30 protein-coding genes are annotated in these 26,355 nt (G+C 69.0%); 12 read left to right on the top strand and 18 right to left on the bottom strand.

Annotated features, from left to right (window positions below):
* The first annotated feature begins 45 nt into the window (after positions 1 to 45).
* Positions 46 to 285, top strand: coding sequence for a BolA family protein (locus tag JDY09_RS08280; RefSeq protein WP_274716464.1), 240 nt, complete (start codon positions 46 to 48; stop codon positions 283 to 285).
* Complete coding sequence (gene grxD, locus JDY09_RS08285; RefSeq protein WP_274716465.1) at positions 282 to 755, top strand: Grx4 family monothiol glutaredoxin; 474 nt, start codon at positions 282 to 284, stop codon at positions 753 to 755. Before JDY09_RS08280 ends, grxD begins: the two co-directional genes overlap by 4 nt.
* Before the next feature lie 67 nt (positions 756 to 822).
* Here the strand turns inward: grxD and JDY09_RS08290 are convergent, their stop codons facing one another.
* Positions 823 to 1,206 (bottom strand): TraR/DksA family transcriptional regulator, encoded by a 384-nt coding sequence (locus JDY09_RS08290; protein WP_274716466.1) that lies wholly within the window; start codon positions 1,204 to 1,206, stop codon positions 823 to 825.
* A 161-nt stretch (positions 1,207 to 1,367) separates the two neighbouring features.
* Between JDY09_RS08290 and JDY09_RS08295 the strand changes: the two genes are divergently transcribed.
* Together JDY09_RS08295 and JDY09_RS08300 are read left to right on the top strand one after the other, a co-directional pair.
* The gene (locus JDY09_RS08295; protein WP_274716467.1) at positions 1,368 to 2,252 is read left to right on the top strand and encodes a DegV family protein; all 885 of its coding nucleotides are present in this window, start codon (positions 1,368 to 1,370) and stop codon (positions 2,250 to 2,252) included.
* Positions 2,249 to 3,460: an AI-2E family transporter gene (locus JDY09_RS08300; RefSeq protein ID WP_274716468.1), complete on the top strand. Its 1,212-nt coding sequence runs from the start codon at positions 2,249 to 2,251 to the stop codon at positions 3,458 to 3,460. Before JDY09_RS08295 ends, JDY09_RS08300 begins: the two co-directional genes overlap by 4 nt.
* Before the next feature lie 84 nt (positions 3,461 to 3,544).
* Here the strand turns inward: JDY09_RS08300 and JDY09_RS08305 are convergent, their stop codons facing one another.
* Positions 3,545 to 4,642 carry a glycosyltransferase gene (locus tag JDY09_RS08305; protein ID WP_274716469.1) on the bottom strand — a complete coding sequence of 366 codons (1,098 nt, stop codon included), beginning with the start codon at positions 4,640 to 4,642 and terminating at the stop codon, positions 3,545 to 3,547.
* A 38-nt stretch (positions 4,643 to 4,680) separates the two neighbouring features.
* Entirely contained in the window at positions 4,681 to 6,063 is a 1,383-nt protein-coding gene (locus JDY09_RS08310) for an O-antigen ligase family protein (protein WP_274716470.1), read from the bottom strand.
* A gap of 54 nt (positions 6,064 to 6,117) precedes the next feature.
* On the opposite strand from JDY09_RS08310, the gene JDY09_RS08315 reads away from it, so the two are divergent.
* Entirely contained in the window at positions 6,118 to 7,686 is a 1,569-nt protein-coding gene (locus JDY09_RS08315; protein WP_274716471.1) for an oligosaccharide flippase family protein, read from the top strand.
* 10 nt (positions 7,687 to 7,696) lie between these two features.
* Here JDY09_RS08315 and JDY09_RS08320 read toward each other — a convergent pair whose 3' ends face one another.
* The 5 genes from JDY09_RS08320 to JDY09_RS08340 form a co-directional block, all read right to left on the bottom strand.
* Positions 7,697 to 7,918, bottom strand: a complete 222-nt coding sequence (locus JDY09_RS08320; protein ID WP_274716472.1) for a DUF3618 domain-containing protein — start codon at positions 7,916 to 7,918, stop codon at positions 7,697 to 7,699.
* Between the two features lie 2 nt (positions 7,919 to 7,920).
* Complete coding sequence (locus tag JDY09_RS08325; RefSeq protein ID WP_274716473.1) at positions 7,921 to 8,376, bottom strand: phage holin family protein; 456 nt, start codon at positions 8,374 to 8,376, stop codon at positions 7,921 to 7,923.
* Positions 8,373 to 8,546: a hypothetical protein gene (locus JDY09_RS08330; RefSeq protein ID WP_274716474.1), complete on the bottom strand. Its 174-nt coding sequence runs from the start codon at positions 8,544 to 8,546 to the stop codon at positions 8,373 to 8,375. The genes JDY09_RS08325 and JDY09_RS08330 overlap by 4 nt, the downstream gene beginning before the upstream one ends.
* A complete protein-coding gene (locus tag JDY09_RS08335) occupies positions 8,543 to 8,689 on the bottom strand; it encodes a DUF4235 domain-containing protein (RefSeq protein ID WP_274716475.1) in 147 nt (48 codons plus the stop codon). The genes JDY09_RS08330 and JDY09_RS08335 overlap by 4 nt, the downstream gene beginning before the upstream one ends.
* A gap of 129 nt (positions 8,690 to 8,818) precedes the next feature.
* On the bottom strand, positions 8,819 to 9,565 hold the full coding sequence (locus JDY09_RS08340; RefSeq protein WP_274716476.1) for a TetR/AcrR family transcriptional regulator: 747 nt from the start codon (positions 9,563 to 9,565) through the stop codon (positions 8,819 to 8,821).
* 93 nt (positions 9,566 to 9,658) lie between these two features.
* Here JDY09_RS08340 and JDY09_RS08345 point away from each other — a divergent pair, with 93 nt between their 5' ends.
* A complete protein-coding gene (locus tag JDY09_RS08345) occupies positions 9,659 to 10,420 on the top strand; it encodes a DUF2804 domain-containing protein (RefSeq protein WP_274716477.1) in 762 nt (253 codons plus the stop codon).
* On the opposite strand, the gene JDY09_RS08350 is transcribed toward JDY09_RS08345, so the two are convergent.
* On the bottom strand, positions 10,392 to 11,228 hold the full coding sequence (locus tag JDY09_RS08350) for a carbon-nitrogen hydrolase family protein (protein ID WP_274716478.1): 837 nt from the start codon (positions 11,226 to 11,228) through the stop codon (positions 10,392 to 10,394). The genes JDY09_RS08345 and JDY09_RS08350 overlap by 29 nt on opposite strands.
* Positions 11,229 to 11,551: 323 nt before the next feature.
* Between JDY09_RS08350 and JDY09_RS08355 the strand changes: the two genes are divergently transcribed.
* Positions 11,552 to 11,935, top strand: coding sequence for a polysaccharide deacetylase family protein (locus JDY09_RS08355; RefSeq protein ID WP_274716479.1), 384 nt, complete (start codon positions 11,552 to 11,554; stop codon positions 11,933 to 11,935).
* Positions 11,936 to 12,124: 189 nt separating this feature from the next.
* Here JDY09_RS08355 and JDY09_RS08360 read toward each other — a convergent pair whose 3' ends face one another.
* From JDY09_RS08360 to JDY09_RS08380, 5 genes are all read right to left on the bottom strand, one after another.
* On the bottom strand, positions 12,125 to 12,910 hold the full coding sequence (locus JDY09_RS08360; RefSeq protein ID WP_274716480.1) for a MerR family transcriptional regulator: 786 nt from the start codon (positions 12,908 to 12,910) through the stop codon (positions 12,125 to 12,127).
* A complete protein-coding gene (locus tag JDY09_RS08365) occupies positions 12,907 to 14,118 on the bottom strand; it encodes a CaiB/BaiF CoA transferase family protein (protein WP_274716481.1) in 1,212 nt (403 codons plus the stop codon). The genes JDY09_RS08360 and JDY09_RS08365 overlap by 4 nt, the downstream gene beginning before the upstream one ends.
* A 42-nt stretch (positions 14,119 to 14,160) precedes the next feature.
* The gene (locus JDY09_RS08370) at positions 14,161 to 15,081 is read right to left on the bottom strand and encodes a 3-keto-5-aminohexanoate cleavage protein (RefSeq protein WP_274716482.1); all 921 of its coding nucleotides are present in this window, start codon (positions 15,079 to 15,081) and stop codon (positions 14,161 to 14,163) included.
* A gap of 84 nt (positions 15,082 to 15,165) precedes the next feature.
* Positions 15,166 to 16,851: an acyl-CoA carboxylase subunit beta gene (locus JDY09_RS08375; RefSeq protein ID WP_274716483.1), complete on the bottom strand. Its 1,686-nt coding sequence runs from the start codon at positions 16,849 to 16,851 to the stop codon at positions 15,166 to 15,168.
* A complete protein-coding gene (locus JDY09_RS08380; RefSeq protein WP_274716484.1) occupies positions 16,851 to 17,654 on the bottom strand; it encodes an enoyl-CoA hydratase/isomerase family protein in 804 nt (267 codons plus the stop codon). Before JDY09_RS08380 ends, JDY09_RS08375 begins: the two co-directional genes overlap by 1 nt.
* A gap of 155 nt (positions 17,655 to 17,809) precedes the next feature.
* On the opposite strand from JDY09_RS08380, the gene JDY09_RS08385 reads away from it, so the two are divergent.
* The 3 genes from JDY09_RS08385 (at position 17,810) to JDY09_RS08395 (ending at position 21,081) form a co-directional block, all read left to right on the top strand.
* Positions 17,810 to 18,997 carry an acyl-CoA dehydrogenase family protein gene (locus tag JDY09_RS08385; protein WP_274716485.1) on the top strand — a complete coding sequence of 396 codons (1,188 nt, stop codon included), beginning with the start codon at positions 17,810 to 17,812 and terminating at the stop codon, positions 18,995 to 18,997.
* Complete coding sequence (locus tag JDY09_RS08390) at positions 18,998 to 20,164, top strand: acyl-CoA dehydrogenase family protein (protein WP_274716486.1); 1,167 nt, start codon at positions 18,998 to 19,000, stop codon at positions 20,162 to 20,164. It abuts the gene before it with no gap.
* A gap of 89 nt (positions 20,165 to 20,253) precedes the next feature.
* Positions 20,254 to 21,081, top strand: a complete 828-nt coding sequence (locus JDY09_RS08395; RefSeq protein ID WP_274716487.1) for an SDR family NAD(P)-dependent oxidoreductase — start codon at positions 20,254 to 20,256, stop codon at positions 21,079 to 21,081.
* Positions 21,082 to 21,196: 115 nt separating this feature from the next.
* On the opposite strand, the gene JDY09_RS08400 is transcribed toward JDY09_RS08395, so the two are convergent.
* Positions 21,197 to 22,039 (bottom strand): SDR family oxidoreductase, encoded by an 843-nt coding sequence (locus tag JDY09_RS08400; RefSeq protein ID WP_274716488.1) that lies wholly within the window; start codon positions 22,037 to 22,039, stop codon positions 21,197 to 21,199.
* 38 nt (positions 22,040 to 22,077) lie between these two features.
* Here JDY09_RS08400 and JDY09_RS08405 point away from each other — a divergent pair, with 38 nt between their 5' ends.
* The gene (locus JDY09_RS08405) at positions 22,078 to 22,977 is read left to right on the top strand and encodes an N-acyl homoserine lactonase family protein (protein WP_274716489.1); all 900 of its coding nucleotides are present in this window, start codon (positions 22,078 to 22,080) and stop codon (positions 22,975 to 22,977) included.
* Positions 22,978 to 23,014: 37 nt separating this feature from the next.
* On the opposite strand, the gene JDY09_RS08410 is transcribed toward JDY09_RS08405, so the two are convergent.
* Together JDY09_RS08410 and glpK are read right to left on the bottom strand one after the other, a co-directional pair.
* Positions 23,015 to 23,749 carry a lysophospholipid acyltransferase family protein gene (locus JDY09_RS08410; protein ID WP_274716490.1) on the bottom strand — a complete coding sequence of 245 codons (735 nt, stop codon included), beginning with the start codon at positions 23,747 to 23,749 and terminating at the stop codon, positions 23,015 to 23,017.
* Positions 23,746 to 25,233, bottom strand: coding sequence for a glycerol kinase GlpK (gene glpK, locus JDY09_RS08415; protein WP_274716491.1), 1,488 nt, complete (start codon positions 25,231 to 25,233; stop codon positions 23,746 to 23,748). The genes JDY09_RS08410 and glpK overlap by 4 nt, the downstream gene beginning before the upstream one ends.
* An 89-nt stretch (positions 25,234 to 25,322) precedes the next feature.
* On the opposite strand from glpK, the gene JDY09_RS08420 reads away from it, so the two are divergent.
* Positions 25,323 to 25,535 (top strand): biotin/lipoyl-binding carrier protein, encoded by a 213-nt coding sequence (locus JDY09_RS08420; RefSeq protein WP_274716492.1) that lies wholly within the window; start codon positions 25,323 to 25,325, stop codon positions 25,533 to 25,535.
* Here the strand turns inward: JDY09_RS08420 and JDY09_RS08425 are convergent.
* Complete coding sequence (locus JDY09_RS08425; protein WP_274716493.1) at positions 25,525 to 26,214, bottom strand: TetR/AcrR family transcriptional regulator; 690 nt, start codon at positions 26,212 to 26,214, stop codon at positions 25,525 to 25,527. The two genes, JDY09_RS08420 and JDY09_RS08425, sit on opposite strands and share 11 nt — an antisense overlap.
* Positions 26,215 to 26,355: the final 141 nt, after the last annotated feature.

Consider the following 26,355-nt stretch of genomic DNA (forward strand, 5'->3'; position numbering starts at 1 on the left):
GCTCGAAGCGGCAACCCCACCTGGCGTAGCGCTATCGTCGCCGGCGTGCCTTCGGTCGACGAGATCAGGGGCCGGATCGAGGCGGCGCTACCGGGCGCGCGGGTGACCGTCGAGGACCTCACTGGCGGGGGCGACCACTTCCGCTGCGAGATCGTCTCCGACCGTTTTCGCGGCCTCTCGCGGCTCGAGCGCCACAAACTTGTGTACGCGATCTTCGGTGACGAGATCGGCGGCCCGATACACGCTCTGTCGCTGAAGACCCTCGCGCCGGAGGAGGCGAAATGACCGAACCATCTCTCAACAACGACGAGCTCACGCGTCAGGAGATCCGCGAGTTCATCGAGCGCGCGATCCGCGAGAACCGCGTAATGCTGTTCATGAAAGGCACGCCCGACCAACCACGTTGCGGCTTTTCCGCGCGTGTCGCGGCGATCCTGAGCGGTCTCGGTGTGCGTTACGCGGCGATGGACATCCTGCCCGACCCGCGCATCCGCGAGGAGCTGTCGGCGCTGTCGGGATGGCCGACAATCCCGCAACTGTTCGTCGACGGCGAGCTGATCGGCGGCTGCGACATCGTCACGGAGATGTTCGAGAGCGGCGAGCTGCAGGAGCTTTTGGGCGTCGACGCAAGCGCCAACGAAGGCGACGACAGCGCACGCGGCCAGCGGACCGAACCGAGTCCGCCCGCCGCGGACACCCCGAGCGGCCCCGCAGCGCGCCCGATCCCGCTCGAGAACAACCTTCGCGACGATTAGACGAGCGACGCGCGCCCGCGGCGCTCGGCGCAGCAGCCGGGAAGGTGCGCGCCGCCCGTGGCGTCCGTCACTCGCTTCTGGCGATGTGCTGCCGCAGATAGCCCTCGCGACGTCGCTGGCAGGGCAAGCAGCGCAACGCGTCGGGGGCGGCGAGCAGGCGCTCGCGCGGGATCTCGCGCCCGCAGTCGATGCAGAAACCGTAGGTGCCGTGGGCGATCGCTCGCAGCGCCGCGCCGATCCGGTCGCGCTCGTCGCGCAACAGCATGAGAGTCGTTTCGTCGAGCTCGCGGTCGTGAAGGTCGCTCGCTACGTCGCTCGGATGGTTGTCGACGTGGGCGAACTCGCTGTCCGGCTCGACCCGCCCGACTCTGGCAAGTGTGGCCTCGAGCTCGGCGAGGCGGGTCTCGAGACGCCTCCGCGCCGCTTCCAATTCGCTCGTGCTCAACGCCATGTCGTCGACGCTCCTGCGCGGCTCCTCCGCAAGAGGCGAGAGCAGCTTGGCTCGCTACCACGCGGCTGTGCACCGCGTTTGCTGCCGAGTTTAGGTGCAGCGGTCGCGGCCGTCCCGGGCTATGGCGACCGGAGGCGCTGCACTAGTCTCCCGGCGAACAGATGCCCGAGCCGGAACAACGCTCGCCGGTCGCGATCGTCACCGACAGTACCTCGTACCTGCCGCCCGAGCTGCTTGCCCGCGAGGGGATCGTCGTCGTTCCGCTTTACATCGTCGAAGGCGAGCGGCAGATTCCCGAGACGGAGATAGACGACCAGGCGGCGTTTCTCGAGCGGTTGCGCCGAAGTGAACGGCTACCGACGACCTCGCAGCCGTCGGTAGGCGATTTCGTCGCCGCATACGAGCCCTTATTGGCGGACGGGCGAACGGTGGTGTCGATCCACATCTCGGGAGGTCTGTCGGGTACCGCCGAGTCCGCTCGCCAGGCGGCCGCACAACTCGAGCGCGAAGGCAAAGGCGGCGAGCGCGTCCACGTGATCGACTCGCGCACCGCGGCTGGGGGCCTCGGTTTCCTTGTTCTCGCCGCTGCGGCCGCGGCGCGTACGAGCGGCACGGCGGCGGCCGTCGAGCAGCGCGTCGAGGCGGCGCGCGCCTCGCTGCGTATGTGGTTCGGCATCGACACGCTCGAGTACCTGCGTCGCGGTGGTCGGATCGGGGCGGCGCGCGCATGGCTCGGGACCGCGCTGAAGCTGAAACCGATCCTGACGGTCGACGGCGAGATGGTCCCGGTCGAGCGCGTACGCACTCACCGGCGGCTTGTCGAGCGGATGGTCGAGTATGCGCGCGAGCTGGCTGATGCGGGTTGCACAGCCTGGGCAGTCCAGCACGTTGCCGATTCCGGCACCGCCGAGACGCTGGTCGAGCGCTGCCGAGCGATCTTCGGGTGCGATCCGTACTTCGTGAGCGAGATCGGTCCGGTGCTCTCAGTACACACCGGCCCGGGGTTGCTCGGCGTCGGCGGGATCGACCCGCGCCTGCTCACGTGACAGCGGCAGCGACACCTCCCGAGGAGCCCGGTGCCGAGCGCCGGGCTCAGGCGGGCAGCGAGCCGCCCAGCCGCGGCCCCGATCGCGGCGGTAGCGAGCTCCCCGCCGGCGATGATCGCGGCGGCAGCGAGCCGCCGCGCACCGTGACGATCGAGGTGCCGGTCGCGACCGCTGTGCGCACGGTGCTTGTGGCGGCGCTCGTGGTCGCCGGGCTTTACCTGCTCTGGCTTGTGCGCCAGCCACTGACCTGGGTCGTCGCCGCTGCCTTCTTGGCGATGGTGCTCGGGGGCCCGGTCCGGCGCCTGGAAGCGATCGTACGTCGCCGCTGGCTTGCGATCGTCTGCGTGTACTTGCTGGTTCTCGCGACTCCCGTCGCGCTCGCTGCGGTCGTCGTACCGCCCCTCGTTCGCGAGGGACAGGAGCTCGCCGCCAACGCGCCGCGCTACGCGCGCGACTTCCAGCGCTTCGTCGAGCGCAACCGGACGCTCGCTCGTCTCGACCGCGACTACCGCGTGACCGAGCGGGTCCGTGCGGAGGCACAGCGCTTGCCGGAGCGCGTGCCGGACGCGGCGCGGGCGCTGCGCGACGTCGGCTTCACGGTCGTGAACTCGCTGTTCGCGATCGTCACTGTGCTCGTGCTGAGCGTCTTCCTAGTGGCCAACGGGCGTCGCTGGGTCGATCTCGCGATCGCGACGCGACCACCGGATCAGCGCGCGATCCTCGCTCGCTGGGTCGACGGTACTGCGCGCGCCGTGGGCGGCTACGCGGCCGGCGCGCTCGTGATCGCAGCGCTGTCGGGAACGCTCGCGTACATCGTCTTGACGATTCTCGGCGTTCCGTTCGCTGCCCCGCTCGGGCTGATACAGGGCTTGTTCTCGCTGATTCCGCTCGTCGGCGCCACCCTCGCTGCCGTTCTGATCGGGCTCGTAACGGTGTTCGTCGATTTCCCTACGACGACGATCGTGTGGGCGATCTGGGCGGTGATCTACCAGCAGCTCGAGAACCACCTCGTGCAACCGCTGGTTCAGCGCCGCACCGTGCAGGTGCATCCCTTCGTCATCATCGTCGCCGTTCTCTTCGGGGCGCAACTACTAGGCGTGTTCGGAGCACTGATCGCGATCCCCGTGGCTGCGTCGGTCGAGCTGGCGCTGCGCGAGTGGTTTGCGTGGCGCGCAACACACCCTCGCCCCGTCGCGCACGGAAGCTGACAGCGAGCGACCGAACCAACGAGCGGCACGCGCTGCGACTCGCCGCGGCACACGTCGTCGCAGCGTTCCTGACGCGCCGTGCGCTCACCTACGAAAGCGGCGAGCGAGGATCTCTTCGTAGAGCGCGTGAATCTCTTCGGCGACGCGTCCGATCTCGTAGCGATGCACGCGTTGTTTGCCGCGCTGCCCCAGCGTTTCTCGCAAGCGTCGGTCGCCCACGACGCGCTCGAGAGCCGCGCACAGGGCTCGTGGCGAATTGTCGGGCGCTAGCACGGCCGCATCACTGGCCAGCTCCGGGATACCACCAACCGCCGGCGCTACCACAGGCACCCCAGCCGCCATCGCTTCGATCACGAAAAGCGGGCTGCCCTCGAAGTCTGAGCTAAGAGCAGCCACATCGAAAGCCGATACGAGACGCGCCGCGTCGGGACGGGCGCCAGCGAACCAGGTGCGATCGGCGACACCCGCTGCGTGTGCAGCCTGGACGATTCGCTCCCGCTCGGGCCCATCACCAACCAGCACGAGCTTCACGTTGGTGCTCGCGCGAAGCATCGCGACAGCCTGGACGAGCTTGTCGAGCGCCTTTTCGCGGCGCATCACCGCTACCGTGCCGATCACGAGATCGCTCGCGGCGAGCCCGAGTTCCGCCCGCGCTTGCGACCGGGGCAGGGGGTCGGCAAGACGCCGGCCGGCGGGAATGACGACCACCCGCTCGCGGGGTATGCGCTCGACCTCGACGAGACCACTCGCAACCCAGTCGCTGACAGCTACGAAGCGGTCGGCCAACGGAGCGATGAGTGCTCTGTCGACGATCGAGCGTGGGCGCCAGCGCTGGAAAGCCCACGCGTGCTCGTGCACGACCGTTGCCGGCACCCCGGCCGCTTTCGCGCACAGCGTCGCCCACAGGTTGGACCCGAACATGTGCCCGTGGACGAGCGTGACGCGCTCTCGGCGCAGGTAAGAGATGAAGCGACGGAACTTATGCACCTCCCGTCGCCCTTTGCGTCCCACCGCGAAGAACGGAATATCTCTGTCCGCCAGCTCCTCGGCAACTGCGGTCGGTGCCGAGCGCGTGACTGCCAGGCGCGCATCGACTTCGCGTCGGCGTAACTCGTGAACGAGATCAACCGTGAACACCTCGGCACCACCGAGCCCCGACGTGAGCTCGTGCAGAACGTGCACAACGCGTATGGGCTCCCGAGAACTCCTCACGGTCACGCCTATCGCGTGGTCGCCGTTGCAGCTCGTCTGCGGGCGCGTGGCGCCGTCCACCGTCGACGGCGCTGCGAGGCTTGCGGCGAGGATGCTCTCTGCCGGTCGGGTGCCGCTGCAAGATCGGGCAGAGCGAAGGCCAGGGCCAACAGCAACCAGAGCTGCTTCCCGTACTGCTGCGAAAGCCAAACAATCGCAACCGCATATGCAACCAGCGCGACAAAGAGCGCTCGCGCCGCGACCGCGAGGTGGCGGTCGCCGATGGCCTCGGCCCGCAGCCAGGCACGCCGGCACGACGCGAACGCGATTCCGAGCAACGCGACGAAGAGAGCGAGTCCCGGCAACCCGGTCTCGGCCGCGACCTCGAGATAAGCGTTGTGGGCCACCTTCGGGTCGACAACGATGAACTGTGTTTCACGCAAGAGACCGGGCACAAGCAGGTAGCGCCCTGCCTCCTCGGGGAAGTTGCCCACGCCGACTCCGAGCAGCGGGTTGGCTTCGATCATCCGTGTCGCGACTGTCCAAAGGTCGGTGCGCCCAGTCCCCGAGCCCGGGTTGATGATCCGCGCCCGCACCTCGGGCGGTGCAATGGCCGAGAAATAAGCAACGGCCAGACCGCACAAGACAATTACCGCTGCAAGCGCCCGTCCTCGCCGTCGCTGCGCCACAGCGACCGCGGCAACCGCCGCGGCGGCCAGCGCCACGAGCCCTCCCCGCGAGCCCGTGAGAAACACGGCCAGGCAAGCGATGACCGCAAAAAGCGACCAGAGCGCACGCTCGACCGAAGCGCGTCCACGCGTGATAGCCAAGCCAACGCAGAACGCGATGCTCGCCACAGACAGCGTCGCGAACTCGTTGGGGTCGGTGCCCACGGCAACGAATCTCCCCTCGGTGGCACTTAGCGACGGCCCGAACAGCAGTCCAGCAATCACTGCCGTGACCGTTCCGAGAGCCCACCCTTTAAACACAGTCAGCTTCGCGCGAGCATCGGTGAGAAAGGCGTACGCGACCAAAACCAACGCGATGTCCATCCAGAGCCGCATGAGCGGTGGCCCGCTCGCGGCGGGTTCGCTTGCGTGCACGACGCTCAAAGTCGTCCATACGCCGAACAGGAGCAGGACCGCCAAAACGGCGGGGCGCTCCACCGCAAGATGGCGCAACCCGGCGCTGTTGACTGCTACAGCACCGAGCCACACGGCGAAGAGGAGAACGCCGAGCAGCTTTGCTGCAGTGACACCGTTGAGCAACAGCGGTGTTGTCTCGAGGATCGCGAGGTAGGTAAACAACGCGAGCCCGGCAACCGGGCGGACGACGGTCACCAGAAGCAGCACCAGCCCGAGCGTGACACCGACGGCGGTTGTGGGAGCTAGCGCCGCAAGCGCGCCGATCACACAGGCAAGGAGCGCTGCGCCAGCTAGGGGCAGCCACGTTCTGAAAGCAATCGCGTGCGGCATCGAAGCGGTCCTGTCAACGACCGTAGGCTACGAGTTATCGGAGCTCCGAGTGCTGAACCGACGCCGATCGCGCGGATAGCGGCCGAGCGCGGCGTAGCCGCGAACGCGGCGGCCCAGCTAGCGATTCAAGCAACCACAGCGGCGTTCACTGCGCTGCTGACCGTGCTCTTGGCGCGACTCCTCGGTCCGCGTGACTTCGGCGTTCTGAGCGTTGGCATGGCGGTCGCGAGCGTCGCTTCTCTCGTTGCGGACTTCGGCGTGTCGCACGGCGCTGCGCGCTTCCTCGCCGAGAGGAGGGCTGTGCCGTCCGGCTTGCGGCAGGTCGTCGTCCTTGCTCTGCGCGTGAAGACCGCGCTCAGCGTCGCGAGCGTAGCCGCATTGTGGGCCTTATCGCTCTTCGCACCCGCTGTCTTCGCCGAGCCCGAGATCGGGCCGGTTATCCGCATCCTCGCTCTCGCTGTCGCGGGAGACTCGTTCATGCAGTTCGTGGCTGCCGCCTTCCAAGCCACGGGACGTATCCCAGCCGGCCTGCCGATGGTGCTGTTTAAGAGCACCAGCGAATTCGTGTTGACGGTGACTCTCGTGCTCGCCGGCGCGGGCGTGGTCGGCGCGGCACTGGGACGCGCCTCGGGCTATGTGATCGGCGCACTGGTAGGACTGGGAACTCTCTTCGTGGTCTTGCCGCGGGCAGGCGCGAGTGGCGAGGAGGAGCACGGGTTCGACCCCGTGTCTACACGCCGACTCTTCACCTACTCGTCGGCGATCCTGGCGATCGACGCCACGATGATTCTGTTCAACCAGATCGACGTGCTGCTCGTCGGAGCGCTCATGGGATCAGCTTCCGCGGGCATCCTGGCCGCACCTCTGCGACTTACAGCGTTCCTCCAGTACCCGGGGCTCTCGCTCGCTGCAGCGATCGCTCCGCGGCTCGCGCGCGCGCCCGACGAGCAGCAGCCGCGCGTCGACACACTCATGGCCGGGCTGCGGGCGATCGCCCTCCTCCAGTTCGCCGTGCTGCCGCCAGTACTGCTCTGGGGCGAGGCGATCATGCGTTTCGCGCTCGGTTCACGCTTCGAAGACTCTGGGGCCGTTTTGTCTGGTCTGGCCCTGTACGTTTTCCTGCTCGGTTTCGGACCGCTCGTGACGATGAGCGTCAACTACCTTGGCGACGCTGCGAAGCGCGTGCCGATCGCCATCGCTGTGCTCACGCTGAACGCGGCTGTAGATGTCGCTCTCATTCCCGTCATCGGCCTCGCTGCACCGATCCTCGGAACGTCGCTGTCGTACACCCTGTACGTCGCGGCGCACGTACGCCTGCTCGAACGCACGCTCGCCCTCCCCCTCGGATCAGCCCTGGGAACGGTGGCAAGAGCAGCGGCAGCGGCCGCCCTCACGACTCTGGCGCTGTTCCTTGTTGTGGGAAGTGCACCAGAGGGCCGGTGGCTGCCAGCGGCGCTGATCGGCGCACTGGGCCTCTACACCGCGGCTCTACTCGCTGTCGGCGAGCGCGCCCCGCTGCGGGCGCTCGAAGCGTTCCGCGAGAGGCGCAAATCCCGGTGAACGGTTTTCGCTAGCGACGCCCCGCCAGCCAGGTCGCGAGCGCGGCGACACCGCCACCGAGAACGAACCCGGCGGCGAGCGCACCGACAAGCGCGGCGCGCCGGTGGCGGTTGAACTGCAGCCGCCAGTCGGCGAGCTCGTTCGTTTTCGCCTGCAGCTCGACGAGCGAGCCCGCGAGCTCGCGCCGCGCCTGCTCGATCGACTGCCGGATTTCGTCGGTCGATCGCGCCATCTCTAGATCCCTTCGCTATCCGCTGCGCTTGCCGACAGACGCTCACGGGTGACGCGCGCCTCCTCGATCGCGAGCTGGGGCGTCGGTGGCGTGCCGCGGCGCACCAGACGCCACGCCAGCCAACCAGCGCAGGCCGCTGCAATCAACAGCAGCGCTGTCACGACCGCGTACCCGACCCAGGCGTTGGCACCGAGGAGATCGGCGAGCAGCAAGGCGAGCGCGTGCAGCGCGGTCACGACAGCGGCGAGCACGAAAACCCCGGCCGCAGTACCCACCACAGCACCGCGCCAAAGGCTCGAGACCTTCTCGCGCACCTCAGCCTTCGCGAGAGCGATCTCCTCGCGGACGATCCGCGCCGAATGCGTCGAGATGTCGGCGACGATCTCGCCGAGCGAGCGCGGCGACGGCCGCTGCTCGTCGACTTCGCTCGGCTCGTGCTGTCGCTGCGCGGAACTCACCTTCTGGCCAGACGTCGCAGTAGCGCCGCCAGCGCGACACCGGCCGCGAAAGCGAGCGCGAGCTCGATTTGCGGTCTGGTCGTGGCGCTGTCTTCCGCCGGCGGCGACTCGTCGAGGTGCCGCTCGCGCGCGGCCTCCGTGCCGGCGGCCGTCTGTGGTTCGAGCGTCACGAGCGGTCGTCCGGTGGAGCTTCGCCCGTGACGCGCACCCAGATCGCTGCCGCAAGACGGTGCGCGACGAACGCCGCGAGCGCTCCCGTCGCTGCCAACAGCCCGTTCCACGCGAGCCGCTTCACCACCTCGCTCCCTGCCATCGCGTCGGATTCAAGCAGAGGAGCGGGCGGCAGCGCACCACGGCCAGCGCCGCATACGCCAACTGCGAGCGGCGACGAGGCTCTTCTCTTGCCGCTCGACGCCCCACGCCGGAAGCTGCGGGCGCGCTGTCAAGCGCGCGCCGGCTCGAGCTCGAGCCCGCTGCAGAGCGCGTCGACGACGAGCTGCTTGGCGCGCTCGAACTCCTCTTCCGTCGGTGGCAACATCGCGAAGATCCAGGCGGTCAACAGCTGCTCGATCGCGCCGTAGAAGAACAACGCTCCGTAATCGGCCGGGATGTCGCTGCGGAAAGTCCCCTCGCGCTGGGCACGTTCGACGATCCGCGCGATGCCGTCGTAGGCTTCCCGAATCTTGTCGAGATGCCGCGCCCCGAACGAGTGCGAGGAGCGCGTCACCTCGACGATGATGACCTTCATCAGGTTGGGGTCGTGACGGTAGGAGTCGACGATGAACGCCGCCACCTGGGCGAGCTTCTCGCGCGCAGGAAGCTCGCGGGCGTCGATCTCGGCGATCGCGTCGAGCATCAGCTGCCAGCGCTCGAGAAAGAGCGTGTTGAGGATCTCTTCTTTGGATTTGAAGTAGTGGTAGACGAGGCCGTAGGCGACTCCGGCTTCGTCGGCGACGTCCGACACCCGGCACTGGTGAAAGCCGCGTTCGGCGAACACACGAATCGCCGCGTCGAGGATCTGCCGTCGCCTGTCGGCCGAACCGCCGGAAGTGGAACGTTCTCCCGCTGCCATTGCAAGTGAGTGGGGCGGCGGCGGCTCGGTGCAGCCGGTGCCGGCGACAGCGAGCGACCCGCCGCGCTTGATTGACGAGTCAATCTGGAGTCTAAAGTGCCGGCGGGTTTGCTTCACTCGCGCCTTGCTCTTCGCCGGACAGCACCGCTCGAAGCGCCACTGCGCGGCGAGCGGGTCGAGGTGCCTGGAGCTCCGCTGCCGCCCGCTCCGATGCCGTTACTGCGTGGAACGAGACCGCTGAAGCAGTGGTGCTATGTGCTCTTCGCCACGCCCGAGCTCGCGATCTGCGCAGCCGAGGCGAAGGTGCTCGGGGTACCGCGACGCTGGTGGGCGCTCGCAACGCCAGCTGGCGAGCTGCGCGGCGTGACGGGCGCGAGTCGGCGCCGCCTTCGCATCGCTCCGGAGCGTGTCGCCATCCGCGGCGAGGGCGAGACAGTGACGATCGAAATCCAGCCGCGCTCTCCCGTGGAGGTGGCCTCGCCGGAGGGGCGCGACTACATCTGGACACGCAAGCGTGTCGGCCCGGCGCGCGCCGAGGTCGCGATCGCCGGCGAGTGCCACACCTACGAGGGCTACGCACTCGTCGACGAGAGCGCCGGCTACCACCGCCGCCGCACCGTGTGGCGCTGGAGCGCCGGCATCGGCCACGGCACGAACGGCAAGACCCTCGCCTGGAACCTCGTGGCGGGAATCCACGACGACGAGCGCGCCAGCGAACGCACGGTCTGGATCGACGGCGTTGCGCACGAAACCGAGCCGGTGCAGTTCGATAGTGACCTCAGGTGGGTGCGCTCGCGCTCGGGATGCTTGCTCGAGTTCGAACCCTGGGCGGAGCGGCGCGAACAGCTTTCCCTCGGCTTCGTACGCGTCGACTATCGCCAGCCGTTCGGCGCGTTCCGCGGCACGCTCCCCGGCGCGATCGACTTGGTGCGCGGCGTGGGCGTCATGGAGTCGCACGACGCGCGCTGGTGAGCGAGCGGTACACGCTCGGCACCCGGTGTTCGAGCACCGGCATCCGCGCGCGCACTTGGCGCTGCAAGTCGCGGTCGAGGCGCGCGCCCGCGACTCCTTCGCCGGCGGCGACACGCGCGAGCACAGCTCCCCACGGGTCGACTATCAGCGAGTGACCGTAGCTCGCTAGTCCTGGCGGATGTTCGCCGACCTGGCCAGCGGCGAGCACGAACACCTGGTTTTCGATCGCGCGCGCCCGCAGCAGCACCTGCCAGTGGGCGCGGCCGGTCGGGACGGTGAACGCGGCGGGCAGCGCGATCACCTCGGCGCCGCGGAGGGCGAGCTCGCGGAAGAGCTCGGGGAAACGAAGGTCGTAACAGATCGCAAGCCCAAGCTTCGTGCCGTCGACCAGCTTGCTCACGACCGCTTCGTCGCCTGGCGCCTCGGTGTCGGACTCGCGGTAGCTCGCACCGCCCACGTCGACGTCGAAGAGGTGCACTTTGCGGTAGACGGCGCCGATCTCGCCGTCGGGGCGCACGTGCACGCTGGCGTTCGCCGGTCGAGCGCCGGGGCGGAGCTCGAGGATCGAGCCGGCCACCAGGTCGATCGCGAGCTCGCGGGCCAGCTCGCGCGCCCAGGTGATCGTCGGACCGTCGAGGGGCTCGGCGTTGCGGGCAACGAACTCCGGGCGACCGAGCCGGTTGAACTTCTCGGGCAGCACGACGAGCGCGGCGCCATGCCCGGCGGCGCGGCGGACAAGCTCTTCCGCGCGCGCGAGATTGCGTGCCCGGTTCTCGCCCGAGTTCAGCTGCACAACGGCCGCGACCACGGCCGCGAGTCTACGAAGGTGGGTCCCGACAGCGAGCGACTGCCCCAACCGCGCTCTGCGCGCTGGCAACGCCGGGGTGCGGGGGCGGGAACGGCGCCTCGCGTGAGCGTTTCGGACGGGCACGCCACGCCGGGAGCCACGCCGTGTTCGCCGGCCACGACCGGCACCGTCCGCACATCCGCTCCAGCCGCGATCGTGGAGGCGCGACCGCGCCGTCTCCGGCACGGGTCCTTGCGGTGCGCCCCGCGTGGGCGCTCGCGGGCGATCGTGGAGGCGCGACCGCGCCGTCTCCGGCACGGGTTCCGCTGCTCGGGTTCCACGAAGTGCGCGATCCGCCGCCCGTCGCTCGCTACCCCGCCCTCTACCTCGATCCGGCGAAGTTCGCGATGATCGTCGACTGGCTGCGGCGACACGGTTTTCGCGCGATTACTTTGGCGCGTCTCGTGGCGGCTTGGCGCGGGCGCGCTCAGCTCCCGGCGCGGCCCATAGTTCTCACCTTCGACGACGGCTATGCGAGCGTCTACCGCAACGCGTTTCCCCTCCTCCGGCGGCTGCGCTGGCCGGCGGTGGTCAACCTCGAGATCGCCGCGCTGCACTCTCCCGACCGACTTCGCCCCCGACAGGTGCGGACCCTCGTGGCGGTCGGGTGGGAGATCGCGTCGCACACGCTCACGCACCCCGATCTCACACGCACAGGTACGGCCTAGCTCGAGCGTGAGCTACGCGGATCGCGACGCGCGATCGCACGCCTTTTCGGTGTCCTGCCCACCGCGATCCAGTCGCGCTGAGGCGGATCATTTTCGCCCGCGACGAGCCGTTGCCGAGCCTCTTCGCGCTGCTCTCACACGCTGCAGGCCGCCGCGCACCGAGCGCGGCGAGCCTGACGGCGCCTGCCTTCAGCCCTCGCGCTCGCGCATCCGCTTCAGCGCCTGGAGCAGCAACTTGCGGTGCATGGCGGCGATCAGATCGTGCAGCGGATCGATGCCGGCCTCGATCAGGGCGACGGCGCTCTCGGTCGGCATCCGCCCGACCAAGCGCTCCATCAGCACCGCGATCTCCTCGCGCGCGAGCTCCTCGAGCAGGCGCTTGTAGCGCAGCGTGTCGTAGACCGTGAAACCGAGGCGCTCGTCGTAGCCACCGGCGCGGAAGCGGCCGATCGCCTCGACGATCTGCACATCGAGCGGCGCGTAACCCTGCTCGTCGGGCGAGAGCACACCGAGCTCGGCAAGCCGGTCCAGCACCGCGCCGGGAACGCCGTAGCGCTGCTCTAGCTCGGCACGCGACACCCGCTCGCGCTCGCCGGCGAGAGCACGCTCGAGGATGCGGTCCTCGAGTTCGACGAGCGCACGCGCCCGCTCTGGATCCTGTTCGAGCATCGCTTTGATCAACCGCAGCGGGAGGAAGCGCTCTTCCTGCAGCTGTTTGATGAGCTTGATGCGGTCGACGAACTCGCGCGGGTAGTAGGCCATGTTGCGCGAGGTCTTGACCGGCTCGGGCAGCAAGCCCTCGCGCAGGTAGTGCTTGATCGTCGCGGTGCTGACACCGCTCTCGCGCGCAAGTTCGCTGATCTTGAGCAGCCCGTCGCGCTGCGAGCGCCCGCCCGGGCGCTCGACCGCCACCCCAGCGCGCGCAGCGCGGGTCGCCTTGCTTTCCCCGTCCTTGCGCGTCGCCGCTCGGCTCACGCGGTCGCCCGTTCGGCACTCGGCCGCGCTACGACCCCGCGCTCGCTGAGCGCCGCGATCTCCTCTGCGCTATATCCCAGTTCGCGCAACACCTCGTCAGTATGTTCGCCGAGCGACGGTCCTGGTCCCGCGGGGGCGCCCGGCGTGCGCGAGAGCTTCACCGGGACGCCAAGCACACGCACCGGACCGGCCCCCGGTTGTTCGATCTCGACGACCATCTCGCGCTCGCGAACGAGCTCCGACGACAGCGCTTCGCTGAGCTCGAGCACCGGCTCGAGGCAGCAGTCGTGCTCGGCACCGAACTGCGCCCACTCCTCGCGCGTGCGCTCCTTGAAGATCCGCTCGAGCTCGCGCCGCGTCTCGGAGTCGGGGCCGTCGAACTGGCGCTCGATCAGGTCCTCGCGGCCGATGCCACGACAGAACGCTTGCCAGAACTTGGGCTCGAGAGCGCCCAACGCCACCCAGCCATCCTTGCACGGGTAGGGTCGGTAGCAGACGAGCCCGCCCGCCAGCTCGAGCAAGCCGCGGCGCGGCTCCTGGCCGTCGCAGAAGTAGCGCGCCGCGACCATCGCCAGCCACGACAGCGCACCGTCGGTCATCGAAACGTCGACGAACTGGCCTTCGCCCGAGCGCTCGCGCTCCCACAGCGCCGCCATGATCCCGAACGCCGCCATCAGCGAGCCGCCGCCGATGTCGGCGATCTGCACCGCGGCCTGCACCGGCGGTCCGTCCTTGTCACCGGTCAAGCCGAGGATGCCATTGAGAGCCAAATAGTCCATGTCGTGCCCGGGGCGGTCGCGCAGCGGGCCGGTCTGTCCGTAGCCGGTTATCGCGCAGTAGACGAGGCGGGGGTTCTCGCGCCGCAAGCGCTCGTAACCGACACCCAGGCGATCCATCACGCCCGGGCGGAACGACTCGACCAGCACGTCGTACTCGCGCACCAGCCGCAACAGCACCTCGCGACCAGCCTGCTCCTTGAGGTTCAGGCGCAGCGATCGCTTGCCGCGGTTGAGAGCCAAGAACAAGGCCGACGCCGCCGACCGCTCGGCGCCCTCGTAGTGGGGCGGCGACCAGCGCACATAGTCGCCCATGCCGGTGTCCTCGACCTTCAGAACCTCGGCGCCGAAGTCGGCGAGCAGCATCGTGCAGAAACCGCCCGGCAAAAGGCGCGAGAGGTCGAGCACCTTGATCCCCGATAGAGCTCCCATCGCTTCCCCTCCTCCGTCGCTGGTGAGTCTTGGCGGCCGGCGCTAGGCGCGAGCACCGCCCGCGACCTCGGCGAAGACACCGACCTCGCGCCGCGGGACGCCGAGCAGCTCGCGCGCCTCCGCCACCGTCGCCGGGCGGCGGCCGACGGCTTCGACGATCTTCCGCGCTTGCGCGATCAGATCCCCGTTGGAGCGCGCCATCTCGCCGTTCGGCAGATAGAAGTTGTCCTCGAGACCGGCACGGACGTTGCCGCCGCTCGCCGCGGCGGCGGCGATCAGCCGCCACTGGTCGCGGCTGATGCCGATCACCCCCCAGTTGTTGCGCGACTCGGCGCCACCCGGCACCTCGTCGGCCATGTAGCGCAGGTGGCGCGGTGTCGCGGGGATGCCGCCGAGCACGCCCATCACGCACTGCACCTGCAGGGGCTCCTCGACCAAGCCCATGTCGATCAGCGGCGCGAGGCTCGCCACGTGACCGACGTCGAAACACTCGTGCTCGGGACGGATACCGAGCTCGCGCATCGCCCGGCAGAACTCGATGATGGTGTCGAACGAGTTCTCGAACACCATCTTGAAGACGAAGTCCTTGCGCCGCGGCGAGTACTTGGCGTAGTTCATCGAGCCCATGTTCAGCGCGGCGACGTCCGGACGGAGCTCGCGCAGGTAGGCGATCCGCTTCTCGACCGGCACCCCTACCGCCCCGGTCGAGTAGTTGATGATCACGTCGCCGACCTCTTCCAGGATCGCGCGCGTAATAGCGCGGAAGTCCTCGATCTCGAAACTCGGCGTGCCGTCGGGGCGGCGGGCGTGGATGTGGATCATCGCCGCGCCCTCGTCGACCGCCCGACGTGCTTCGGCGGCGTACTCCTCCGGCGTGTAAGGGATCGCCGGACACTGCGCGCGGTTCGCCACGACGCCGGAGATCGCGCACGTGATGATGCAAGCGTCCTCGAAGCGGCTCACGTTCTCCCTCCTCCCGGTTCGCTCTCGAAAGCCCTCGCCGCCACGCTCAAACCGGCATCACGCCGTCAAACCGGCATCACGCCGTCAAACCGGCATCACGCCGTGCTTCTTGCGCGGTCGCTCGACCCGCTTGCCCTCGGCCATCTCGAGCGCGCGGATGATCGTCGGGCGCGTCTCGCGGGGATCGATGATGTCGTCGATCATCGCGTTGCCAGCGGCGATGTAGGGATCGATCGTGCGGCGAATGCCTTCGATTAGCTGCGCGCGCGTGGCGTCGGGGTCGTCGGAAGCTTCGATCTGCTTGCGAAAGATGATGTTCACCGCGCCCTCGGGCCCCATCACCGAGATCTCGGCCGACGGCCAGGCGACGATCAGGTCGGGCTCGTACGCCTTGCCGCACATCACGTAGTAGCCGGCGCCGTACGCCTTGCGGATGATCACCGTGATCTTCGGCACCGTCGCCCGCGAGACGGCGTAGAGCATCTTGGCGCCGTGACGGATGATCCCCTCGCGCTCGACTTTCGTGCCGACCATGAAGCCGGGCACGTCCTGGAGGAAGACGAGCGGGATGTTGAAGGCGTCGCAGAGGTTGATGAAGCGCGCTGCTTTGTCGGCGGAGTCGTTTTCGAGAATGCCGCCGAGGTGCTTGGGCTGGTTCGCGACGATGCCCACCGGCCGCCCGCCCATTCGCGCCAGACAGGTGATGATCGTGCGCGCGAAGCGCGGCTTGATGTCGAAGATCTCGCCGTCGTCGACGATGCGACGGATGACGTCGTACATGTCGTAGGGGTGCCGCGGCGAATCGGGCAGGATGTCGAGCAGCTCCTCGTCCATGCGGTCGACGGGGTCACTCGTCTCGCGCCGCGGTGGCTGCTCGTCGCAGTTCTGCGGGAAGAACGAGAGGTAGCGCTTGATCGCGGCGATGCACTCCTCGTCGGAGGCGACCTCGAGGTCGCCGACTCCCGAGACGCGACAGTGCACCTTGGCGCCGCCTAGCTCTTCTTGCGTGACGTCCTCGCCGGTCACGGCGCGCACGAGGTGCGGTCCGGCGAGCGCCATCGAGCCGCGGCCCGACACCATCGGCACGAAATCGGCGAGGCCGGGAATGTAGGCGGTGCCGGCCGCACAAGGTCCCATCAGGGCGGCGATCTGGGGGACCACGCCGCTCATGATCACCTCTTCGCGGAAGAGGTCGCCCGAGCCGGCGAACAGCGATCCCGCTGCCTCCTGGATGCGCGCCCCCGCCGAGTCGAGCAGCCAGATCATCGGGATCCGCTTCTCGAGCGCCATCTTGCGTAGGCGCTGCACCTTGAGCTCGCCGGTCATTCCCATCGAGCCGGCCATGACGGTGAAGTCGTAGGCGGCGCAGCAGGCAAGCCGACCGTCGATCTTGCCGAAGCCGCAGATCACACCATCGGCAGGGGCGTCCTTGCCTTCCATCGCCCGCTGCGAGAAGTGCGGGCGGCCGTGGATGCCGATCTCGGTGAAGGTGCCCTCGTCGAAAAGCAGCGCCAGGCGCTCGCGCGCCGTGAGCTTGCCCTTGGCGTGCTGTTCGGCGATCTTCTCGGGTCCGCCGCCGAGCTTGATCCTTGCGCGCCGCTCGTGGAGTTCCTCGACGAGCGTTCGCAACGGCGGGCGAGCTACCAGTTCGCCGGCGCCGGCGCGAGCGGGCCGTTGCCCGCCCGCGCCGGCCGCAGCGGCCGAACCCGCCCCTCGTTCGCCCCCGGTTGCGGGGCGGGTGTCCTCCTCCCTCAAGCCTTGGTCAGCCATCATCGCCCCTTCCACTGCGGCTCGCGCTTCTCGAAGAAAGCACGCACACCCTCCTGGATGTCCTCGGTCGTGAAGGCGAGCGAGAGCTGGCTGCGCAGATATTCGAGCGCCTGGTCGAGCGGCATGTCGAGCTGGCGGTACATCGCCTCCTTGCCAAGGCGCATGATCACCGGCGACTTCGCGGCCAAGCGGCCGGCCCAGTCGTCGACCACTTCCCAGAAGCGGTCGGCGGCTACGACGCGGTTGACGATGCCGAGCCGCTCGGCCTCGTGCGCGTCGATCCGCTCGCCGAGCAGCAGCAGCTCGTTGGCACGCTTGCGCGGCACGTTGCGGTAGATCAGCGCCATGATCATGAACGGAAAGGCGCCGACGTTGATCTCGGGGGTGCCGAACTCTGCTCCCTCGCGGGCGATCACGAGGTCGCAGGCGAGCGCGAGACCGAGCGCCCCGGCGAGCACGTGACCGTTCGCGGCGCAGATCGTCGGCTTGCCAAGGCCGAGCAGGGCGCGAAAGAGGCGTGGGAAGCGTTCCGTGCCGAAGTGCTTGTGCACCAGCGGCACGTCGGCAGCGAACGCATCGAGGCTCGCGCCCGCTGAGAAGACGCGCTCGTGCGACGACGTCAGTACTAGGCAGCGGACGGCGTCGTCACTGCGGGCGCGTGCCAGCGCGTCCTCGAGCTCGCCCATCAGTTCGGCGGTGAGGGCGTTGCGGTTCTCGGGGCTTGCCAGCGTTACGCGCGCCACACCGCGCTCGTCGACCTCGTAGCGGATCGATCGGTATCCGCCGTCTTGCTCTGCCGTCATCCCCTTCTCCGGAAGTTGTGCTGGCTTCGCGGCCGGTTGTCGCTGACTCGCACGCACGCTGCGTGCGACTGCTGCGCCCGCACCGTACCACGAAAAGCAGAAAGTGGGAAGTACGACTGTTTACTTTTCGCGCCGTTCGCGCTACCGTGCCTGCCATGAGCACGAGCGGAACCGTCATCAAGCCCGACCACCAGGCGCGGCGCCGGCACTTCATCTTCAACGACGAGCACGAGCAGCTTCGGGAATCGATCCGCCGCTTCGTCGAGAGCGAGCTCCGCCCCCACGCCCAGGAGTGGGAGGAGACGACGTTCCCGGACTGGGTCTTCCGGCGGATGGGCGAGCTCGGGTTCCTCGGCCTCTCCTATCCCGAGGAGTACGGCGGCCAAGGAGGCGACTACTTCTGCAACATCGTGCTTGCCGAAGAGATGGCGGGCTGCGACTGCGGCGGCCTCGCGATGGGCGTGGCGGTGCACACCGACATGGCGACGCCGCCGATCCTCGCCTTCGGCACCGAGGACCAGAAGCAGCGCTACCTGGTCCCGGCAATCAAGGGCGAGAAGATCGCCTGTCTCGGGATCACCGAGCCGGACGCCGGCTCCGACGTCGCCGGCATCAAGACGCGTGCCGTGCGGCAAGGCGACGAGTGGGTGATCAACGGCTCCAAGACCTACATCACCAACGGCCACCGCGCCGACTTCATCGTGCTCGTCACGAAGACCGATCCCGACGCCGGCTACGACGGCTTCTCGCTGTTCTTGGTCGACATGGACTCGCCGGGCGTGGTGCGCGAGAAGAAGCTCGAGAAGCTCGGCATGCACGCCTCCGACACAGCGCTGCTGGCCTTCCAGGACGTGCGCGTCCCGCACGAGAACCTGCTCGGCGAGGAGGGCAAGGGCTTCTACCACATCATGTGGGAGCTCCAGGGCGAGCGACTGATCGGGGCAGCAGGAGCCGTCGCCGGGGCCCAGCGGCTCTTCGACAAGACGCTCCAGTACGCAAAGGAGCGCACCGCCTTCGGGCGTCCAATCGGCAAGTTCCAGGCGATCCGCCACAAGTTCGCCGAGATGGCGACGAAGATCGAGGCGGCGCGGCAGATGGTCTACACCACCGCCTGGCGCTTCGCTAACGGCGAGTACCCGGTGCGCGAGATCTCGATGGCGAAGCTGTACGCGTCGCGGATCGCCTGCGAGGTGGCCGACGAGTGTCTCCAGATCCACGGCGGCGCGGGCTACATGAAGGAGTACGGGATCGAGCGGGCATGGCGCGACCTGCGCCTCAACCGCATCGGCGCCGGCACCGACGAGATCATGCTCGAGGTGATCGGCAAGTCGTACGGGCTGTAGGTGCTCGAAGGGAACGGCGAGCGCCGACCGGTCCCGCCTTTCGAGGACCGGCACGAACAGCTGCGGGCGCGGGTGCGCGAGTTCGTCGAGCGCGAACTCGCGCCCCACGCCGACGCTTGGGAGCGCGAACGGTTCTTCCCTAACTCGGTCTTTCGGCGGATGGGCGAGCTCGGGCTGCTCGGGCTCAAGTACCCGCACGAATACGGCGGCGCCGGCGGCGACTGGGTCGACGAGGCCGTCCTCTGCGAGGAGCTGGCGCGCTGCGGCTCGGGAGGAGTGGCGGCCGGTATCGGCGCGCACATCGGCATCGCCACGCCGCCGGTGTGGAAGTTCGGCAGCGAGGAGCAAAAGCGCCGCTATCTGGCCCCTGCGATCCGTGGCGAGAAGATCGCCGCGCTCGCGATCACCGAGCCCGACGCGGGCTCAGACGTCGCCGCGATCCGCACCACGGCCACGCGCACCCAAAGCGGCTGGGTGTTGCGCGGCGCGAAGACCTACATCACCAACGGCGTACGCGCCGACTACTTCGTGCTCGCCGCCCGCACGCGCCCCGAGGGCGGGCACCAGGGACTTTCGTTTTTCATCGTCGACAGCGACCTTCCGGGCGTTTCGCGCCGGCCGCTTGCGAAGCTCGGCTGGCACGCCTCCGACACCGCCGAGATCGCGCTCGACGACGTCGAGCTACCGGCCGACGCGCTGCTCGGGGAAGAGCACCGCGGCTTCTACTTGATCATGGCCAACTTCCAGTGGGAGCGGCTGCTGATGGCGCTGGGCGCGATCGGTTCGATGCGCGTTCTGGTCGAACGCGTGGTCGAGCGCGCGAAGTCGCGGCCGGTTGGCGGGCGCCCGCTTGTAGCTCGGCAAGCGATCCGTCACCGCATCGCTGAGATGGCGACGCTGCTTCACGCGGGCGAGGCGCTTACGTACCACGCGCTGCGCCTGTTCGCCGCGGGCACCGACGCGGTGCGCGAGGTCACCGAGGCGAAGCTGTTCACGCAACGCGCCGCTGTCCGTGTCGCCGACGCCTGCTTGCAGATCTACGGCGGCGCCGGCTACACCGGCGCCGACGGCATCGAACGGGCTCTGCGCGATCTTCGTCTCGGTCCGATCGGCGGTGGCACCGACGAGATCATGCGCGAGATCGTCGGGCGGTCGCTGGGGCTGTAGGACCTCAGAAACGTCGAAAGCGGAGGGTGAATAGCATGCGCCGCCACCGTTTCCGAGCAAAGGCCTGAAGGAAGGGGAAGGAGCTAGAGATGGGAGTCCTCGACGGCAAGGCAGCAATCGTCACCGGTTCGGCGCGCGGTATCGGTCGTGCGACGGCAGAGCTGCTCGCCGAGCACGGCGCCAAGGTCCTGATCAACGACCTCGACGCCGACGTCGCGCAGCAGGCAGCGTCCGAGATCCAGGGCGAGACCACTGTCTTCGCCGGCGACCTGACCAAGGAGGGTGTGCCGGATCAGCTCGTCAAGAAGGCCGTCGACGAGTTCGGCCGTCTCGACATCATCGTCAACAACGCCGGTTACACCTGGGACGGCGTGCTCCACAAGATGTCGGACGAGCAGTTCCAGGCGATGCTCGACATCCACACGGTGGTGCCCTTCCGAATCATCCGCGCTGCGGCGCCCTACATGCGCGACGTAGCGAAGCAGGAGCTCGCGGAGGGCAAGGAGGTCTTCCGCAAGATCGTCAACGTCAGCTCCACCTCGGGAATGATGGGCAACGCCGGCCAGGCCAATTACTCGGCGGCCAAGCTGGGCGTTGTCGGCCTCACCAAGACGCTCGCGAAGGAGTGGGGCCAGTTCAAGATCAACGTCAACGCTGTCGCCTTCGGCTTTGTCGAGACGCGCCTCACCGCAGCGAAGGAGCAGGGCGAGAAGCTCGAGATCGAGGGCAAGGAGATCGAGCTCGGCATCCCCGAGCAGATGCGCCAGATGGCGCGAATGCTCATCCCGCTCGGCCGCCCGGCGACGCCCGAGGAGGCCGCAGGTGTGATCTTCTTCCTCTGCTCGCCGTGGTCGAACTACGTGCACGGGCAGGTGATCAACTGCACCGGCGGCATGTTCGGCGGCATGTACTTCTGAGCTGCGCCAGACCTACGACTCGAGGGGCGGCGGCCTTAGGCCGCCGCCTTTCCTTTGCCCGCTCGACGCGCGCCCGTGAACAGGCGCCCGAGAGCGGGCGCTCGAAAGCGGACGCTCAGCTCCGGGAGCGCCGCTCTTCGGCGGGAGGCTTGCCGCTCTCGTCGGCAAGCCCTGGCGGCGGATAGGGGCCGAACCAGTTGTCGCGCGCACCGTCGAGGGTCAGCACCGCTCCCGAGAAGTAGTCGCCGCCTGGCGACGCCAGGAACGCCACCAGCCAAGCGAACTCCTCGGGACGCCCGAGCCTGCCGAGCGGGACGGTTTTCGCGACGCCGCGCACCACGACCTCGGGGTACTTCGTCATCAGCGTCTCGGTCGCGAAGTGCCCGGCGGCGATGGCCGTCAAACGGATGTTGAAACGCGCCCACTCGATCGATAGAACACGCGTAAGGTTCTCGACCGCGGCACGGGCCGCCGACGAGTGCGCCATGCCCGGCAGGCCGTTGTGCGGCGACAAGGTGACGTTGCAGATCTTGCCGCCCTCGCCGCTCGGGATCATCCACTTGCTGGCCACGGCGTGCGTCATGAGCCACGTGCCTTCGACGTTCAGACGCACGACGGTGCGGAACCCTTTCGGCGTTATGTCTTCCGCCGGCACGAGGTACTGGCCGCCAGCGTTGTTGAGGAGGAAGTCGATGCGGCCGTGGCGCTCGATCACTTGGTCGACGAACGCCGCCACCTGATCTTCCTCGCGCACGTCGCACACGTGCGCCTCGACGCTGCCGGCGGGGGCTAGCGCTGCCGTCTCGTCGAGCGGTTCGCGACGGCGCCCGCAGATCGCCACCTTGCAACCCAAGCGCGCAAGCTCGAGCGCGGCAGCGCGACCGAGGCCGCTACCGCCCCCCGTGACGATCGCGACCCGACCCTCGAGCAGCCCCTCCCTGAACAGCTCCGACGGCACGCGCGCTGCAGGGTACCTGGTGCGGTTGTCGAAGCGCGGTGAGCGTGACCGCCGCAACGCCCAAGCTTCTCGCCGAGCCGCTCGCTGGCGGGGCCACTGGGGCCGTGCTGGAACTGCACCCGCTGGTCTGCGGCACGCTCACCGCTCCGCGCCCGTTCCTGGTAGGCGAGCCCGGCGTGCGCGGACGCCTGCGCGCGCTCGGCTTGCTCGGCGCACCGCGCGTGACGATCCCGGTGATGGCCTGGGCGCTGCGCCACCCCGGCGCCGGTTGGCTGCTCGTCGACACCGGGCTGCACCCCTCGGTGGCGTGGGCGCCGCGCCAGAACCTCGGCCGCGTCGGGGCTGCCGTCTTGCGCGGCGTGCGCCTCGAGAAAGGTTGGTCGGCCCCCGAGCGGTTGCGGGCGTTGGGAGTCGAACCGGACGCGGTGCGAGCGGTCGTCATGACCCACCTCCACCTTGACCACGCGAGCGCACTCTCGGAGTTCGACCGCGCGACCGTCGTCCTCGACCGGCGCGAATGGCAAGCGGCGTACGAAGGCAAGGCGCTGCGCGGCTACGTGCGCCGGCAGTTCGACCTCGCGTTCGACTTTCGTGTCGTCGACTTCGCCACGCAAGGGCGGTCGCACGCGACGTTCGCGCGCACGTTCGACCTCTTCGCGGACGGCTCGGTGGTTCTGGTCTCGACCCCGGGCCACAGCGCCGGGCACATCGCGGTGCTGGTGCGCACCACCACCGGGAGCAAGCTCCTAGCGGGCGACGCGATCTATATGCGCGAGACGCTCGCGAGCGGCACTCTGCCGGCCTTCTGTGCCGACGAGCACCTCGCTCGGCGCTCGCTCCACGAGCTCCAGGTCTTCGCCCGCCAATACCCGGACGTCGAGATCCTGCCGAGCCACGAGCCCGAGCTGCTCGCCCGCTACGGAACCGGCGCCGCCTAGACGCACTTTCCGAGCGACGGGGCGAGCGCCGTGCCGGCTAAGAGCGGACGGCGTGCTCGGCGCGCAGCTCGCTGTGGAGCGCGCGCACCCGGTCGAAGACGATCTCCGACGCGCGCTGCGACTGGTCGCGCCGCGGGCGTTCGACGCGCTCGAAGGCCAGCGGCTCGCCGAACGCGATCGTCACCTGGGGGAAACGGAGGCGCCGCCAGTCGCGGGCGCGCTCGGTGCCGACGATCGCCGTGGGCACGACCGGCACGCCCGATTCGAGCGCCAGACGACCGAGCCCCCAGCGCGGCCGCCCGAGCTCGCCTGTGCGCGAGCGCCCCGCCTCGGCGTACATCACGACGAGGCCGCCCTGGCTGAGGACGGTGTGGGCGGTGGTGAACGCCTCTTCGTCGACCACCCCGCGCCGGATCGGAAAAGCGCCGCCGTGGGAGAGGATGAAGTCGAGCGGCGGCTTGAACAATTGCGACTTAGCGACGAAGCGCACTTTGCGTCGCAGGTAGACGGCGATGAAAAAGTGGTCGAGGAAAGAAAAGTGGTTGGGCGCGACGATCGCGGGCCCCCATGGGGGCACGTTGGCGATGCCGCGGGCGCGGGCGCGGTAGACGCCGGCGATGTAGGGCGTGAGCACGAACCGGCAGAGCTCGTATACCCAGTCGGGCCCGCGTTCCCGGGCTCGCCGGTGGTAGCGCGCGAAGTGCTCGGCTGGCCGCGGGTCTTCGTAGACCTGCGGTTTGAGCTTGGTCTTCGGAGCTGCCTCGCGACTCACGGTGCCTGCCTTTCTCTCCCGCCGCCGGCCGTCGCCGCACGGGTCGCGGCCAGGGCGCGCCGCCAGCCGGCGATCAGGCGCTCGCGCTCGGCGTCGCCGATCCGCGGCTCGAAGCGACGACGCTCGCGCCACCGCGCCGCCGCCTCCTCGGCCGTCCAGATGCCCACGCCGACACCGGCGAGCAACGCCGCTCCGAGCGCGGTCGTCTCGCTCACTTCCGGCACGGCGACGGGGATTCCCAGCACGTCGGCCTGGAACTGCATCAAGAACGAGTTGGCGACCGCGCCGCCGTCGGCTCGCAGCACTGTCGGCGCGATGCCGGCTTGCGCACGCATCGTCTCGATCGCGTCGGCGCTCTGGTAGGCGATCGCTTCGAGCGCGGCGCGCGCCAGGTGCGCGCGCCCGCTGCCGCGGGTGAGCCCGACGATCGTGCCGCGCGCGTGCGGGTCCCAGTGGGGCGAACCGAGCCCGGTCAGCGCCGGCACAAAGTACACGCCCTCGTTGTCCTTCAGGGAAAGCGCAAGCGCCTCTGTCTCGGCGGCGTCGGCGATTACGCCGAGCCCGTCGCGCAACCACTGCACCGCCGCGCCGGTCACAAAGATCGACGCCTCAAGCGCGTAGCTCGGCCGCTCGCCGATCAGCCATGCGACGGTCGCGACCAGGCCGTGGGGCGCGCGAGGCGGCTCCGAGCCGACGTTCTCGAGCACGAAGCTGCCTGTGCCGTAAGTGTTTTTAACGGCGCCCGGCTCGAGGCAGCCCTGGCCGAACAGCGCCGCTTGCTGGTCGCCAGCGATCCCGGCGAGCGGGACGCGCCCACCGAAGACATCGGTCTCGCCGAAAACGCCGGCGCTCGGCAGCACCTCGGGCAGCATCGCCGGGTCGACACCGAACAGCGCACAGAGCTGGTCGTCGTAGCGCAGGCGGGCGATGTCGAAGAGCAGAGTGCGGCTGGCGTTGCTCGGGTCGGTTGCTGCGCGCCCGCACAGGCGCTGGCACAACCAGGCGTCGACGGTGCCGAAGCGGGCGGCACGCCCGGCCGCCCGCACCGCCTCGGCGTTACGCAAAAGCCACTCGATCTTCGTCGCCGAGAAGTAGGGATCGAGCAACAGCCCGGTGCGCTCGCGCACGAGCGGCTCGTGCCCCTCGCTGCGCAGCTCCTCACAGCGAGCGGCGGTGCGCCGGTCCTGCCAGACGATTGCGCGCGCTAGCGGGCGCCCGCTGCGCGCGTCCCACGCGACGACCGTTTCGCGCTGGTTGGTGATGCCGATCGCGCGCAGCTGCGCGCCTTCTATACCGGCTTCGCGCAAGGCGTCGCGCGCAGCGGCGAGCGCGCTCGCCAAAAGCTCCTCGGGGTCGTGTTCCACCCAGCCCGGCCGCGGATAGTGCTGGCGGATCTCGCGGTAGCCGCGGCCGCGCGGGCGCGCCTCGTCATCGAAGACGATCGCCGTCGACCCAGTCGTTCCCTGATCGATCGCGAGAATCATGCTTTCTGTCCGATGGCTGGCGGAGCTGCGGGTGCGGGCGGTATCTTGCCGCGCCGCAGGGGATCCAAGGAGAGGAGGAGGACGAGTCGATGCCCGAGGTTCCTGCTCACATCACCGGCACGGTCTGGAAGATCGAGTGCGAGGTGGGCCAACAGGTCGAGGAAGGCGACACCCTCGTCGTGCTCGAGTCGATGAAGATGGAGATGCCCGTCGAAGCCGAAGAGGCCGGGACGGTCAAGGAGATTCTCTGCGAAGAGGGCCAGGCCGTCTCCGAGGGCGACCCGCTGGTGATCATCGAGTGACGGTGGCCCCGTCGCCGGCTCGCTGTCGGCGGCGCGGCGCCATCACGCCGTCCCAGATTTCGACCAGAGCGGCGACGAGGTCGGCGTCGCTGACGCCCGTCGAGCCGACGATCTGCTGGTAGCAGGCGCGCTCGACACCCCACACGAGCGCGACCGACAAGGCGCGCGCCTGGACCGGGTCGACGCCGTCGGCCACCAGCCGGCGCTCGGTGCCGGCGACGAAGCGCTCGACGAGACCGCGCCAGAAGCGTGCCGTCGGCTCGTCGTAGGTCGACGCCTCGACCACGGCGCGCAGCAGTGCGGCGTGCTCGCGGTGCAGGCGCAAAATCGCGTCGAGTGCCTCGGCCAGCTCCTCGCGCGTGCCCTCTCCGCTCCACCACTGCTCGGCTTGCTCGTAGAGGGCCGCCGCGACCTGCTCGGTGAGCCGTTCCAGAAGCTCGCGCTTGTCGCGGAAGTAGAAGTAGAAGGCGGTGCGCGTGAGACCGGCGCGCTCGGTGATTCGGGCGACGCTCAGCTCGGCGAGCGAAGTCCCCTCGCGCAATAGCGCTTCGGCGGCTTGCAGCAGCTTCGCCTCGCCCTCTCGGGGACCGGCATCGTCGCCTCCTCGCCGCGACAGCGCGCCGCTATGGCGCTGGGTGAGCCCGCGCCGCGCTCCGACCGCTGATCCCTCGTCAGACACTCGTACCAGCGAGTCTACGCCAGGGTGCGGAGCGCAGCTTGAGGCATCTCTTGACACTTCGCCGAGGCATCTCTTGACATCTCGCTTGACAATGTGTCAAGAACCGCCTACCTTTGTCGCCGGGCGGCGACGGCGCCGCTG

This window comes from Thermoleophilum album (genome assembly GCF_028867705.1).
GTDB lineage: Bacteria > Actinomycetota > Thermoleophilia > Solirubrobacterales > Thermoleophilaceae > Thermoleophilum.